This window comes from Burkholderia sp. 4M9327F10 (assembly GCF_005503145.1).
Classification (GTDB): domain Bacteria; phylum Pseudomonadota; class Gammaproteobacteria; order Burkholderiales; family Burkholderiaceae; genus Paraburkholderia.
In genome coordinates this window covers 145,823-158,085 of sequence record NZ_SCNV01000004.1, presented here as the reverse complement: position 1 = coordinate 158,085, position 12,263 = coordinate 145,823, and the positions used below count along the sequence as shown (strand labels likewise).

Annotated in this window: 13 protein-coding genes and 3 tRNA genes; 8 read left to right on the top strand and 8 right to left on the bottom strand. The window is 61.3% G+C overall.

Translation table 11 applies throughout. The features are described from left to right. The first annotated feature begins 335 nt into the window (after window positions 1-335). The 3 genes from FFS45_RS06560 to FFS45_RS06550 all read left to right on the top strand — a co-directional run bounded on the left by FFS45_RS06560 (window position 336) and on the right by FFS45_RS06550 (window position 2,414). A complete protein-coding gene (locus FFS45_RS06560; protein WP_137953898.1) occupies window positions 336-956 on the top strand; it encodes an SCO family protein in 621 nt (206 codons plus the stop codon). 81 nt (window positions 957-1,037) lie between these two features. Further along, window positions 1,038-1,499, top strand: coding sequence for a copper chaperone PCu(A)C (locus FFS45_RS06555; RefSeq protein ID WP_137953897.1), 462 nt, complete (start codon window positions 1,038-1,040; stop codon window positions 1,497-1,499). A gap of 9 nt (window positions 1,500-1,508) precedes the next feature. Further along, on the top strand, window positions 1,509-2,414 hold the full coding sequence (locus tag FFS45_RS06550; protein ID WP_137953896.1) for a cytochrome c oxidase assembly protein: 906 nt from the start codon (window positions 1,509-1,511) through the stop codon (window positions 2,412-2,414). On the opposite strand, the gene FFS45_RS06545 is transcribed toward FFS45_RS06550, so the two are convergent. Continuing rightward, window positions 2,333-2,827, bottom strand: coding sequence for a GNAT family N-acetyltransferase (locus tag FFS45_RS06545; RefSeq protein ID WP_137953895.1), 495 nt, complete (start codon window positions 2,825-2,827; stop codon window positions 2,333-2,335). The genes FFS45_RS06550 and FFS45_RS06545 overlap by 82 nt on opposite strands. Window positions 2,828-3,028: 201 nt before the next feature. Further along, on the bottom strand, window positions 3,029-3,769 hold the full coding sequence (locus tag FFS45_RS06540) for a TraB/GumN family protein (RefSeq protein ID WP_137953894.1): 741 nt from the start codon (window positions 3,767-3,769) through the stop codon (window positions 3,029-3,031). A gap of 387 nt (window positions 3,770-4,156) precedes the next feature. On the opposite strand from FFS45_RS06540, the gene FFS45_RS06535 reads away from it, so the two are divergent. Both FFS45_RS06535 and FFS45_RS06530 read left to right on the top strand, forming a co-directional pair. After that, window positions 4,157-5,692 (top strand): sensor domain-containing diguanylate cyclase, encoded by a 1,536-nt coding sequence (locus FFS45_RS06535; RefSeq protein ID WP_249362685.1) that lies wholly within the window; start codon window positions 4,157-4,159, stop codon window positions 5,690-5,692. Between the two features lie 19 nt (window positions 5,693-5,711). Continuing rightward, window positions 5,712-6,620, top strand: a complete 909-nt coding sequence (locus FFS45_RS06530; RefSeq protein ID WP_171029586.1) for a LysR family transcriptional regulator — start codon at window positions 5,712-5,714, stop codon at window positions 6,618-6,620. A gap of 36 nt (window positions 6,621-6,656) precedes the next feature. On the opposite strand, the gene FFS45_RS06525 is transcribed toward FFS45_RS06530, so the two are convergent. Together FFS45_RS06525 and FFS45_RS06520 are read right to left on the bottom strand one after the other, a co-directional pair. Continuing rightward, window positions 6,657-7,166 carry a heme-binding protein gene (locus FFS45_RS06525; protein WP_171029585.1) on the bottom strand — a complete coding sequence of 170 codons (510 nt, stop codon included), beginning with the start codon at window positions 7,164-7,166 and terminating at the stop codon, window positions 6,657-6,659. A 266-nt stretch (window positions 7,167-7,432) separates the two neighbouring features. Further along, window positions 7,433-8,008, bottom strand: coding sequence for a TetR/AcrR family transcriptional regulator (locus FFS45_RS06520; RefSeq protein ID WP_171029584.1), 576 nt, complete (start codon window positions 8,006-8,008; stop codon window positions 7,433-7,435). 166 nt (window positions 8,009-8,174) lie between these two features. Between FFS45_RS06520 and FFS45_RS06515 the strand changes: the two genes are divergently transcribed. From FFS45_RS06515 to FFS45_RS06505, 3 genes are all read left to right on the top strand, one after another. After that, the gene (locus FFS45_RS06515; RefSeq protein WP_137953890.1) at window positions 8,175-8,876 is read left to right on the top strand and encodes a glutathione S-transferase; all 702 of its coding nucleotides are present in this window, start codon (window positions 8,175-8,177) and stop codon (window positions 8,874-8,876) included. Between the two features lie 179 nt (window positions 8,877-9,055). Next, complete coding sequence (locus FFS45_RS06510) at window positions 9,056-10,030, top strand: quinone oxidoreductase (protein WP_137953889.1); 975 nt, start codon at window positions 9,056-9,058, stop codon at window positions 10,028-10,030. A 31-nt stretch (window positions 10,031-10,061) separates the two neighbouring features. Continuing rightward, window positions 10,062-10,958 carry a LysR family transcriptional regulator gene (locus FFS45_RS06505; RefSeq protein WP_137953888.1) on the top strand — a complete coding sequence of 299 codons (897 nt, stop codon included), beginning with the start codon at window positions 10,062-10,064 and terminating at the stop codon, window positions 10,956-10,958. Window positions 10,959-11,024: 66 nt separating this feature from the next. Here FFS45_RS06505 and FFS45_RS06500 read toward each other — a convergent pair. The 4 genes from FFS45_RS06500 to pgsA all read right to left on the bottom strand — a co-directional run bounded on the left by FFS45_RS06500 (window position 11,025) and on the right by pgsA (window position 12,190). Then, window positions 11,025-11,098, bottom strand: a tRNA-Cys gene (locus FFS45_RS06500). A gap of 115 nt (window positions 11,099-11,213) precedes the next feature. Continuing rightward, window positions 11,214-11,289, bottom strand: a tRNA-Gly gene (locus FFS45_RS06495). Window positions 11,290-11,364: 75 nt separating this feature from the next. Beyond that, window positions 11,365-11,440 (bottom strand) — tRNA-Gly (locus FFS45_RS06490). A 156-nt stretch (window positions 11,441-11,596) separates the two neighbouring features. Continuing rightward, window positions 11,597-12,190 carry a CDP-diacylglycerol--glycerol-3-phosphate 3-phosphatidyltransferase gene (gene pgsA, locus FFS45_RS06485; RefSeq protein WP_137953887.1) on the bottom strand — a complete coding sequence of 198 codons (594 nt, stop codon included), beginning with the start codon at window positions 12,188-12,190 and terminating at the stop codon, window positions 11,597-11,599. Window positions 12,191-12,263 lie beyond the last annotated feature (73 nt).

The following is a 12,263-nucleotide window of genomic DNA, read 5'->3' as shown; positions in this document are numbered from 1 at the left end:
GCATGGGAAGCCGCCCGCGCCGCACAAAAATTCCGTTCAAAATCCACACGATAGGGTTTAGGACCGCGCTTACAGCCATGCGTCAAATTGCCCTGTCATGCCGGCCTTCAGGGGTGGCATATGACGGTGCGCGGCAATTTGCGATACAGTCCCAGCCACACTGACGGGTTCGCGCGCGGGCCGGCAAGCGCCATTGCCAGCCAGCATGCGGTGCTCGCGCCGTCGCCCACACGCCCTCTTAAATCGAGTCATGGATGTCTGCTTTGTTCCCCAGAATTTCACGTCAAAGGGTGCAACCGGATAGCACGCCGCCCGGCGCGCGGAGCCCAAAACGCATGGCGCAGCGTCTGCAACAGGCCGCGCTGCCGCGATTATTCGCGCTCTCCACCGCGCTGGCGCTGGGCCTGCTCGCCGGGTGTACGCACAACGAAGAACCGTGGCACCTGACGAACGTGACCGGCCATCTGCCCGATCTCGACTTCTCGCTCACCGGCGATGACGGCAAGCCGCTCACCGGCGAGTCGTTCAAGGGCGACACCGCGCTCGTCTACTTTGGCTACACGCACTGCCCGGATGTCTGCCCCGAGACCATGGCGCGCCTGATGCAGGTGCTCGCCAAGCTCGGCCCGCAGGCGCAAAAGGTGCGCATCCTGTTCATTACGGTCGACCCGGCACGCGACACACCCAAGGCACTGCACGATTACGTAGGCGCGTTCGACGCCGAGCATGCGGTCGGGCTGACCGGCAGCGACCGGCAGATCGAGACGCTCGCGCGCCACTATCGCGTCGCCTATCAGATGGAGAAGCGCGACCCGAACGGCAACTACGAGGTGACACACAGCTCGGCCGTCTACGTATTCGATGCGCAAGGCCACGCGCGCCTGCTCGCCACCGACCACGATTCGCCCGACGTCATTGCCGCCGATCTGCGCCGTATCATGAACGACCAATCCTGACGTTTCGCGCCTTCGGGCTGCGCTTTTTGCCAGTTTTCTTGCCAGTTTCCCCTCTTCCCTGCCCTCCATGACCTTGCATTCATGAACCTCAAAACCAAAACGCTCGCTACGCTGGGCTGCGCGCTCACCCTCTCCTTCGGCCTCGCCGCCACCGCCCAGGCGGCCGGCACAGCGGCCATCAGCGCCCAGAACGCGTGGGTCCGCTGGCTGCCGAACAACCTGCCCGCCGCCGGCTACGTCACGCTCGTCAACGCGAGCGACAAGCCGATCGACCTCACCGACATTTCGAGCGACGACTACCAGGGCGCGATGCTGCACCAGACGGTGTCGAACGGCTCGACGCAGAAGATGGTGATGGTCGACAAGCTGACGGTGCCCGCGCACGGCCAGGTCGCGATCGCGCCGGGCGGCTATCACATCATGCTGGAGCACGCACAGCACAAGGTTGCGCCCGGCGACACCGTGCATCTGAAGCTGCAGTTCTCGGACGGCGAAACGCTGGACACGCCGTTCGCCGTCAAATCGCCCGCGCAGGCCAACTGACGCCGCCCGATGAACCTGCTTGACTGGCTCGACCCTTGGGAGCCCTCGCCGAGCGTCGTGATCGCCATGCTGGTCACGGCGATCCTCTTTGTGCGCGGTGCGCGCAAGGCAAAGGTATCGCTGCGGCGCAAGCTTTCCTTCTGGTTCGGGCTGGGCGCGCTGTATGTCGCATTGCACACGAGGCTCGACTACTTTTTCGAGCATGAGTTTTTCATGCACCGTGCGCAGCATCTGGTGCTGCATCACCTCGGGCCGTTCTTCATCGCGCTGTCGTATCCGGGCGCGGCGCTGCGCGCGGGCCTGCCGTTCGCGTGGCGGCAGCGCTTCGTGCGGCCGGCCTTACAGGCAGCGCCTGTGCGCAAGCTGCTGGACGTGCTGCTGCATCCGGTGGTGGCAGTTGGCCTGTTCGTCGGCCTGATCTATTTCTGGCTGCTCTCGCCGGTTCATTTTGTCGCCATGCTCGACTCGCGGCTGTATCGCGTGATGAACTGGAGCATGGTGCTCGACGGCCTGATGTTCTGGTGGCTCGTGCTCGATTCGCGCCCGGCACCGCCGGCAAGGCTCTCGCCAGGGCGCCGTGTGTTGATCGTGATCGCGGCAATCCCCCCGCAGATCGTACTCGGCGCCTATATCTTCTTTACGCCGCACGAGTTGTATCCGATCTATTCGATCTGCGGACGCGCGTTCACCTGGCTGAGCCCCATGCGCGACCAGCAGATTGGCGGCTTGCTGCTATGGATTCCGGGTTCGATGATGAGCGTGATCGGCGCGCTGATCGCCTTGCGCCACTGGATGCGGCTTTCCGCGCGCGGGCGGTTGCGTGACAAGCGGACTCAGGCCGCGCGCATCCAGACATGCGGAATGCCGTCTTCATCGTGGACGTCCGAAATCGGCAAGAAGCCAAACGCGCCATAGAAGCCTTGCAGATGCGCCTGGGCATGCAGGCGTATCGGTACGCCCGGCCACTGCCCGGCGATATGCGCCACCGCGCGTTCCAGCATCTTGTTGCCGAGTCCCATGCCGCGAAAAGGCGCGGTCGTCAGCACGCGGCCAATGCGGATGTCGGGATCGGCGCCGTCAGGCAGCAGCACGCGCAGGTAACCTGCCAGCTTTGGCTGGCCCTCGCCGGGGCCGAACGCGAACAGATGCCACGCCTCTGTATCGAGGCCGTCGATATCGCCGTACACGCAATTCTGCTCGACCACGAATACCTCGTTGCGTGCGGCGAGCATCGCATAGACCTCGGTGGTGGTCAGGTCATCGAAGAATTTCCAGCGCCAGTCAAAAGACGGCACTTGCGGGTTTGTGGACGGCTGCGGCTGGTTCATGAGAAAACACGTCAATAGAGAAGCGCCCAGGCGGGCGGCGGTTGCTGAATTATGCCGCGAATGCCGCGCGCGAGCATAGCGCGCCGGGCCAGCGATGCGGCTGTTCCGGCGCAGTCGCAGTCGCAGTCGCAGTCGCAATAGACAAGATATCGGCGCTTACGTTTAACCGCGCAGCGAACTCGACAGCCCTCACCACCCAGCTTAAAGAAGCGGCTCCACAGCGTGCTGCAGCCGCTCGATCAGATTGCCTGCGCCATGCAAATGCAGCGCGCCAACCACCACGAGGGTGCGCGTCGGCGTATCGAGCGCTTGCCGAACGCGCGGCGCCCATGCGGCATTGCGCGCATCGAGAATCGCGTTGCGCATCCCCGGCAGACTGAACATCGGCGATTCGGCCGCTACCGTATAGACCGCCTGAAGATCGCGCTGCAGCCAGGCCGACTGCATCCGGTCGAGCGTGCGTTGAGGCTCGCCTAGATCCGCGAGCAGCATTTCCAGCCCGCGGCAGATCGTCGGCAACGGAATCGATTCGAGCGAGGCGACTACCTCCTGTGCAGTCTCCAGAAACCGGTACGGTTTTGCTTGCGCAGCGCACTCTCTCAGCAAGCGTGGCTCGACGCCTTCCACGACCCGCTGGCACAGAGTCGGTGCGGCCATCATGACAGCCCAGGGCCGCAGCTCGGCGAGCGGGGCCAGCGCGCCGGCGGAAGGCCAGGACGCGTCGAGCCGGCGCCACACCTCTGGCGTCAAGGCATGCTCGATCGACTCGCCGCCGTCCCGCTTCAGGAACGGCAAGATGGCCTGGGCATCCGATTCAAACACGAGTGTCTGCGCCCACTCGAACGCTTGCGATATCCAGTCGGGCATGCGCGGACTGGTAGCAGAAAACAGGTGCATCGAACCCAGCACCCGAACCTGGGTGCCAGTGAGCTGAAAGTACATGGGAAGAGGATGGTTGACCTGGTAGATGACTGACAGTATTTCATAGGCGCACGGGAACGGGCGAGGCTTGCCCCGTTTGCCGCCATCCTCACCTGCGCGCCTTCCGAGTCCCGGCGCGCGACCTGTCTAGCCGCTCGCGCATAAGGTGCATTCCGGCAACAGCGGAAAGCATGCAAATTCCTACGGCGCGCGAAACGCGCGCACTATAGCGCCAGTAGCGTAAACGACGGCCGCTCGTCCCGGCTGCGAAAGCGGCTTGCAAGGAAACGGACGTCAAGATGCGTGCCGCATTGCCGATATCCCGTGTATGCGCAGGCGATTTCCGCACTTCTCCCTGCAAAACGCCGATGTTCGCGCAGCGCCGCGAAGCTGTCCCCGGAGACCCGTTTGAGTTCGAATCGACCGCCCATCATCTGGCGCGCGATAGCTTTCGTGACGATCGTCTGTCTGTCGCTACTCGTGCTCGACGGCTGGCGAAGCTGGAACGCCCGCGCGGTCAAGCTTGGCGAGATGGACGTTGCCACCGCGAATCTCTCGCGCGCAATGGCGCAGCAGGCCGACGATACCTTCAAGGAAGCCGATACGGCGCTGCTCGCTCTGGCCGAGCGCGTAGAGGTGGACGGAACGAGTCCCGCCGCCATGAAGCGCTTGCGCGGGATTCTGTTGATGAGTCGCCAGCAGTTGCCGCAGCTCGACGGGCTATTCGTCTACGACGCAAACGGCAACTGGCTCGCCAACACCACCTCCACCCCGCTAAACCGCTTCAACAATGCGGATCGCGAATACTTCATCTTTCATAAGCAGCACCGTGACGCGCGGGTGCATATTGGCGCACCGATCATCAGCCGGTCGAGCGGGAACTGGGTGATCCCGGTTTCGCGACGGATCGATAACGGCGACGGCAGTTTCGGCGGCGTGGTACTGGCTACCGTCAAGATCGACTTTTTCAGGCAGTTCTACGATACGCTGCAGATCGGCAATGCCGGAGCGGTCGCGCTCGTCCTCAATAACGGCACCATGCTGGTTCGGCGGCCGTTCGATACGAAACTGGTCGGCGCCAGCATGCAAGGAACCGAGCTATACCGGCACTATGTCGCACTCGGCCCGGTAGGCACGGCCTTTATCAAATCCGCGCAGGACGGCGTCACCCGCTTGAACAGCTATCGCAATCTGCAGGACTACCCTGTCTTCGTCGCCGCGGCATTGTCGAAGAACGAGATCCTGCACGAGTGGTGGCGCGACACCGTCTGGCATTCGGCGGGCGTGCTGTGCCTGGTCGTCGTCGTGGCGTTGTCCGGCTGGCATCTGGTTCGGCAAATCGAGCTGCGCACCCGGACCGAGGCGGAGTTGATCAAGACACACGATTCGCTCGAGAGGCTCAACCGGACCCTCGAAATGCTGGCAATGCAGGATGGCTTGACGGGCCTGGCAAACCGCCGGCAATTCGACGTCACCTTGCACGACGAATTCAGCCACGCTATGGGTCAGGGAAGCGGTCTGGCGCTGATCATGATCGACGTCGACTGCTTCAAGCAATACAACGATACTTACGGACATGCCGCCGGCGATGAGTGCCTGAGCACGATCAGCCGGCTGATCCGCGACCTGGCCGCACGCCGGCCGCGCGACCTCGTCGCCCGCTACGGCGGCGAAGAGATTGCCGTGCTGCTGCCGGAGACAGGCATCGAGGATGCGGTCGCGGTGGCGGAAACGGTTCGTCACGCCATTCGCGAGTTGGGAATCGAGCATCGGGGCAGCCCGGCTGGCGTCGTCACGATCAGCGCAGGAGTTGAGGCGCGGGTTCCGGCCCGAGGCATGGATGACCCGACCCGGCTGATCCACGCGGCCGACATCGCCTTGTATGAGGCGAAGCGCGAAGGACGGAATCGGGTGGTCGCGGCAAGAAAGGATGCGGTTCACTAGCTTCAGAAGGCGAAACCCCGTGACAGACTTCTCGCTCCAGGATTTCTATCTTTTTGTCCGACTCGCTGAATCGCTGTCTGTCGCCGCGGTAGCGAGAGAGCGCAATGAACACCCTAGCCAGGTATCGCGCGCGTTGTCGAGAATGGAGACGGCATGTGGTCTGCGCCTGTTTCATCGCAGCACCCATGGCCTGTCGCTCACTGACGATGGCTGCATTTTTCTTGAGCATGCCAAAACAATCTCACAGAATGCCGCCGCCCTCTCCGATGATCTGGCATCGCGCAGCAACCGGGTCTCTGGACAGGTGAGGATTAGCGTTGCATGCATCCTTGCCGAATACGTGCTGATCCCGAATTTGCGCGAGCTGGTGGATCGCCACCCTGATCTCGACGTGAGTTTGCATATCTCCGATAGACCGGTTGATATGTCGACAGAAGGCATCGATATTGCCGTTCGGGCAGGCATCCCACCGCGAGACACGCATGTGGCGCGTAAGCTTGGATCACACCGGCGGGCACTGTATGCCTCGCCCGTCTATCTGGCCGCTCGTGGATTTCCCCGCACGCCGGACGATCTGCTGCACCACGACCTGATCGCCAATGCGGCGGTTAACGCCCACAATCAATGGCCATTTGACGGCGGCGACGAACTGTCCACCTTCCCCGTTGCAGGGCGGGTTCTCGCAGACAATACGTCCGCGATCGTATCGCTCATGCAAGCGAATCTGGGGATTGGCCGCATCAATAAGGTTATCGGCGCGGAACTCGTGGCGCGAGGGGCGTTGAAGCAGGTTCTGGAAGACTACGAGGACACGACCGAATTCGACATTTCGGCCGTGACGCTCGCGCCGAGAAATCGTGTCCCCAAGATTCGTGTTTGCCTGGAGTTTCTGTCTGAATGCTTCCGGAAATTCAGAGAAAGCAGCTAAGTTAAATTGCAGACGGCACGGCCGGAACACGCTGCTTCAGTTCGGGCTAACGTCTGCGAGGCGAGTCTTGATCTTGTCGGCGCCGGCTTGCGCGCAAGCCTCATCGTCGAGACTCTTCGGGGCGCCGCTCACGCCGATGGCAGCAATAGCTTGCCCGTTTTGCTTCACCAGCACCGAACCGGGCAGGAAAAGAAGACTCGACGTGCCACTGCTCGCGGTTGCCGGAAGCCCAGGGGAAAAACCGGTAATCTTGTTGATGAGCGCGCTATTCGTGTCTGCACCGATCATTGGCCCCATGCTCATGATGGTGTAGGCCTTGCGAAACGAAAAACCTTGCGAATGAATCGGGCTGCCGTCACCGCGCGCCTGCACCTTGATCACGCCGTCCGGGTCCACGATCGCGACCGCAACTTTAAAGCCCCGCGCCTCGCACACCTGGATCGTTTCCGTGGCGGCATCCATTGCCAGCGAGAGTGGAAGTGCGCCGCCAGCCGACGGAATTTGCCCGCTCGCCGAGATCGACAAAGCCGCACATGTGCCTAGCAATGCCAGTTTCGTCGCTAATGTGACTACTGTGTTCAGGAGACTGCATCTCGTTGCGCTATCGTCGTCAATCTTCATCGGTCGCACTCTCACGTTAACGTCCGCCTGGAAATGCCCGGGTTCGCGTTGATCCTGAAGCGGGTGCCCGGGAGATGGCAGGACTATCGCAGGGTCTGCTTCCTGCAGAAACAGAGTGAGGTGCAATTCGGTATTGCAGAACCAGCACGGGCTGACGTACCGCTTCGCGCACGGAGCGTTTCTTTCCGACGCTATGCCGGTAAGAGGCCAGCCTCGCGATAGCTCTCAATCAACGAGTCATAGAGCGAAATATCCGCGCGGCTCCTCGCAATGAGCTGCGCACCGGCGATGGCGGCAAAGATGGCGCGAGCCCGCTGTTCGCTCTCCCCCGCACTGACCACGGCCGCGGCGGACAGCACCTTGCTCAGCCATGCGACATTCACGTCGGTAAAGATCTGGACTTCTTTCTTCACTTCATCCGGCAAATCGTCGTATTCGGCGGCCATGAAGCTGCAAAGGCACATGCGATTGCCACTCTCGAGCGCCAGCCGAAACGTATCGGGATACTGGCGCAGGCAGCCAGCCAGATCCGGAGATTCGGCCAGCAATGCATCCAGGCCCGCCGCCGTGTCCTCCCAATAGCGCCTTGCTACCGCTGCGCCGAGATCGGCCTTGCTGGTGAAGTGATGGTAAATGCTCGGGGCCCTGATACCGACGTCTTCCGCGAGATCACGAAAATTCAGTCCACCATAGCCATGCGCCTGCGCGATCCTTTTGGCGGCCTCCAGGATTTTCTCCCTGGAGTTTGAACTCACTTCACTCCTCATTGCCCCTGCCCCGGTAAGCGAAAAATGGATGTTGACAAGCCAGATTATAGTCCTTATGTTTACCCTACCAAACGTTAGGTAGGTTTCCGTTCAACGGGTCCCTACATCGCGTGTTCCGGCCGCATCGCCCCACACCAACCCGCATCAACCTGTAAAGAGGCAATCAATGAGTTCCGACCCCATCAGTTTCGACGCAACCAGACTGGCCATGATGAAGATTCACGACTGGCCCACCGGCCCTTATCCGGCGCGCGTCCGCATTGCTTTAGCCGAAAAGAACCTGCAGTCACGCGTCCAGTTTGTGACGGTCAATCTGTGGAAGGGCGAACACAAGAAACCCGAGTTTCTCGCCAAAAACTACTCAGGCACGCTGCCGGTGCTCGAACTCGACGACGGCACTTTTATTGCCGAGTGCACCGCCATTACCGAGTACCTTGATGCGCTCGACGGCACTCCCGTACTCACCGGCAAAACACCGCGCGAAAAGGGTTTGATCCACATGATGAGCAAGCGCGCCGAGCTGGAATTGCTCGATGCCGTCAGCGTTTATTTCCACCACGCCACGCCGGGGCTCGGGCCCGACGTCGAGATTTACCAAAACGCCGAGTGGGGACTGCGCCAGCGCGACAAAGCCGTAAAAGGTATGCGCTATTTCGATGCCGTTCTAAAAGGGCAGCCGTTCGTCGCGGGTGAGAGGTTCTCGATGGCCGACATCACGGTCATAGGCGGTTTGATCTTTGCCGGGCTCGTCAACCTCCCGGTGCCCGCGGAATGCGAAGCGCTTCAAGCCTGGTACGCAAGGATGCAGGAGCGGCCCAGCGTGAAGAATCAGTTGTCGGTGTCGGCACCGGTCGAGGCGTGCGTTTGAAATAGTCATCGACGGGCTGCTGCGCCACAGGCAGTAGCCCGGCGCACGTAAGCAGATCGCGCTAACCTGCACCAGGTGCACGAATGTACTGCATCCGGCCCGCATTGCTTCCGCCACAGAAAGATCTCACAATCGTCGTCGACACTCATTGAAAGTGATGCACATCGAAAGGAGTACGTATGGTTTCCGCAATCCGCCTCAGCCAGGTCGGCGGGCCCGATGTTCTTGAGATCGAGGAAGTTGCTGAATCTCCGCTAGGCCCAGGTGAGGTATGGCTGGAGCAGCACGCCATTGGAATCAACTATCTGGATGTGTCGCAGCGCAAGGGCGCCGTACAGATTCCTCTGCCATCGGGTCTCGGACTAGAGGCGGCTGGACGTGTTGCGGCCATAGGTCCGGGCGTGGGCAATGTACAGGTGGGCGACCGGGTGGCGTATGCGACCGGCCCTATCGGCGCGTACGCAAGCGCTCGCCGTTATCCTGCCGACCGGCTGGTTGCGATCCCGGACTCCTTGTCCTACGACGATGCGGCTGCAGTGATGTTCAAGGGGATCACCGCCCAGTATCTGCTCAAAGCGACCTATCCGGTCGGGCCGGGAACGGTCATGGTGCTTTATGGCGTCGGCGGTGCGGTCGGCCAGATCATGGCGCCGTGGGCGAAGCATCTTGGGGCTTTTGTTATCGGCGTAGTGTCCAAACCGGCCAGCGTGCAAAAAGCGAAAGAACTGGGATGCGACGAAGTGCTGGTATTCGACGCGCAAACTCTGGCAAACGAAGTCGCACGCATCACAGACGGCAGAAAAGCCGATGTGGTCTACGACCCGATCGGTCGTCTCTCATTCAACGCATCGTTAGACTGCCTGCGGCCACGCGGCCTGATGGTGTCGTTTGGCGCCTCGAGCGGCGCCCCTGCGGCCGTAGAAATCGCGACCCTGAACGCGAAAGGCTCGCTGTTTCTGACGCGCCCCTCGCTGGCGGCGCACACTGCAACACATGCGGAGTATCAGGAACGCGCCCGCGACGTACTGGCGAGCGTCGAAGCCGGCGCCATCAAACCACGTATCTGGGGAAGCTATTCGCTGGCCGATGCAGCCGCAGCCCATGCGGACCTAGAGTCCGGAAAGTCCTCTGGGGCCATTATTCTGAAACCATGATGGGCCACTCGATCCCCGCCACACGGATGAGATCGCGGCGCTCCTGGCTGTGGCCTCGGAGGGATCGTTCGTGGCCGCAGGGCGGCTGCTGCAGCGCCATCCCACGGTCATTTCAAAGCGTGTGCTGGCGATGGAAAAGCGGCTCGGGGTTCGCCTGCTGGAACGCTCGACGCGGCAGCTCAGAATGACCGTTGCAGGCATGCAGTTGGCCGAACGTCTGAGATCCGCCATGGGTTCGATCACCGAGGCGGAACAGGAAGCATCGTTAGGCGCAGCAGAAATCCGCGGTGTGTTGCGCGTGGCCTTTCCGGCCGCGATGGGACGGCTGTGGCTCGGTCCCATGCTGCCGGAATTTCTCGACAGCCATCCGCACGTGTCCATCGTCGCGGACTATAGCGAACGCTTTGTCGACATCATCGCGGAGGGATTCGATGCCGCCGTTCGGATCGGGGAGTTGAACGACAACCGGCTGATTGCAAAGAGGCTCTGCGACCACCGTCGCATCCTGTGCGCTGCGCCCGCCTACATTGAAAAACACGGGCTTCCAGAGACGCCGCGAGATCTCGCCAACCACAATTGCCTGCGCTTCAGCGGCTTTGCATCGTTCCCGGAATGGCGCCTGTCTAACGGCAACCGACACGAAACGATCGTGCCGACAGGGTCTCTGACAGCCAACGACAGCGAATCGCTTCTCGCCGCGGCCAATCATGGAGTGGGGATTCTGGGTGCGGGCGAATGGCTCATGAGCCGCGACATCGCCGCGGGCCGGCTGGTGCATGTTCTTCCGGACTGGCTGCTTGATGCTCAGGCCGGGGTCTTTCTGGTCCGACCTTCCGCCAGGTTTTCCCCAGCCGCAACGAACGCCTTCAAGGAATGGATCGAATCGAAGTTCGCCGATGGTCCACCCTGGCGAGTGCGCTTGCGATGAGTTTGTGCGTGTGACAAGCGCCGAAAAAAGAAAAGCCCCGACAAGTCGGGGCTTTTCTTTGACTTCTGGAGGCGCGAGCCGGAGTCGAACCGGCCTACACGGCTTTGCAGGCCGCTGCATAACCGCTTTGCTATCGCGCCATAAGCGGACTGCTGAAACCGTAGCAACAGGTTGTGCGTACAACGGGTTCGCAGATTTGTTCGATGGCCGGTCGGTCCACCAAACAAAAAGGGAAGCTTGGCTTCCCCGAATGTCTGGAGCGGGAGACGAGTCTCGAACTCGCGACCTCAACCTTGGCAAGGTTGCGCTCTACCAACTGAGCTACTCCCGCATGGTCCTGCTAACAACGTTTTGCTACTGCTCTACGACTTGCTTCCACACCACACAAAACGCTGCTTCAAAAATCTGGAGCGGGAGACGAGTCTCGAACTCGCGACCTCAACCTTGGCAAGGTTGCGCTCTACCAACTGAGCTACTCCCGCGTTTTGCTGCTTCTACTGCTAACTTGCTGCCTTTACTACTACATCTACTACGCTCCGGCATTCAGAACTGCTCGCATCGGAGAAACGAGATTATGTATAAAGCGCTGAAACGTGTCAACCCCTTTCATGCAGGTCTTTTTACGAGACAGTTTTCGCTCACACGATCCCGCCCCGTTCACGAATCTGCGGCCACGCGAGCTTCATGTAGTAGAGCATCGACCAGATCGTCAGGAACGCGGCCAGCAGGACCAGCCACATGCCCCACACGCGCGTGTCGATCGCCACACCCGGCGCGAGCGGCAACGGGCCATAGAACAGCAGCATCGGAATCGCGATCATCTGGCACGCCGTCTTGAACTTGCCCAGCGAATTCACGGCGACGCTCTTCGAGGCGCCAATCTGCGCCATCCATTCGCGCAGCGCCGAGATTGCGATCTCGCGGCCCACGATCACCAGCGCGATCGCCGAGTCGAGCCGCGTCAGTTGCACCAGCACCAGCAGGGCGGCAGTCACCATCAGCTTGTCGGCCACCGGATCGAGAAACGCACCGAAGGCCGAGGTCTGGTTCCAGCGGCGGGCCAGGTAGCCATCAAACCAGTCTGTCAGTGCAGCCAGGATGAAAATTGTCGCGGCCGCCAGATTGCGGTGCGCGGGGCTCATCATCATGTCGGGCAAATAGAACACACCGACGACGAGCGGAATCAGAACAATCCGCAGCCACGTCAGGAAAATCGGAAAATTAAACGGCATGGGCAGGCGCAGCGTCTGACAAGGGAGTTGCAATTGTGCCGTGTCACAAGGCCTGCCACAAGCAAACACGCGG

Coding starts and splice junctions, on each gene's coding strand:
- FFS45_RS06560 (WP_137953898.1), top strand. CDS start 336: ATGGCGCAGCGTCTGCAACAGGCCGCGCTGCCGCGATTATTCGCGCTC.
- FFS45_RS06555 (WP_137953897.1), top strand. CDS start 1,038: ATGAACCTCAAAACCAAAACGCTCGCTACGCTGGGCTGCGCGCTCACC.
- FFS45_RS06550 (WP_137953896.1), top strand. CDS start 1,509: ATGAACCTGCTTGACTGGCTCGACCCTTGGGAGCCCTCGCCGAGCGTC.
- FFS45_RS06545 (WP_137953895.1), bottom strand. CDS start 2,827: ATGAACCAGCCGCAGCCGTCCACAAACCCGCAAGTGCCGTCTTTTGAC.
- FFS45_RS06540 (WP_137953894.1), bottom strand. CDS start 3,769: ATGTACTTTCAGCTCACTGGCACCCAGGTTCGGGTGCTGGGTTCGATG.
- FFS45_RS06520 (WP_171029584.1), bottom strand. CDS start 8,008: ATGAGGAGTGAAGTGAGTTCAAACTCCAGGGAGAAAATCCTGGAGGCC.
- FFS45_RS06515 (WP_137953890.1), top strand. CDS start 8,175: ATGAGTTCCGACCCCATCAGTTTCGACGCAACCAGACTGGCCATGATG.
- FFS45_RS06510 (WP_137953889.1), top strand. CDS start 9,056: ATGGTTTCCGCAATCCGCCTCAGCCAGGTCGGCGGGCCCGATGTTCTT.
- pgsA (WP_137953887.1), bottom strand. CDS start 12,190: ATGCCGTTTAATTTTCCGATTTTCCTGACGTGGCTGCGGATTGTTCTG.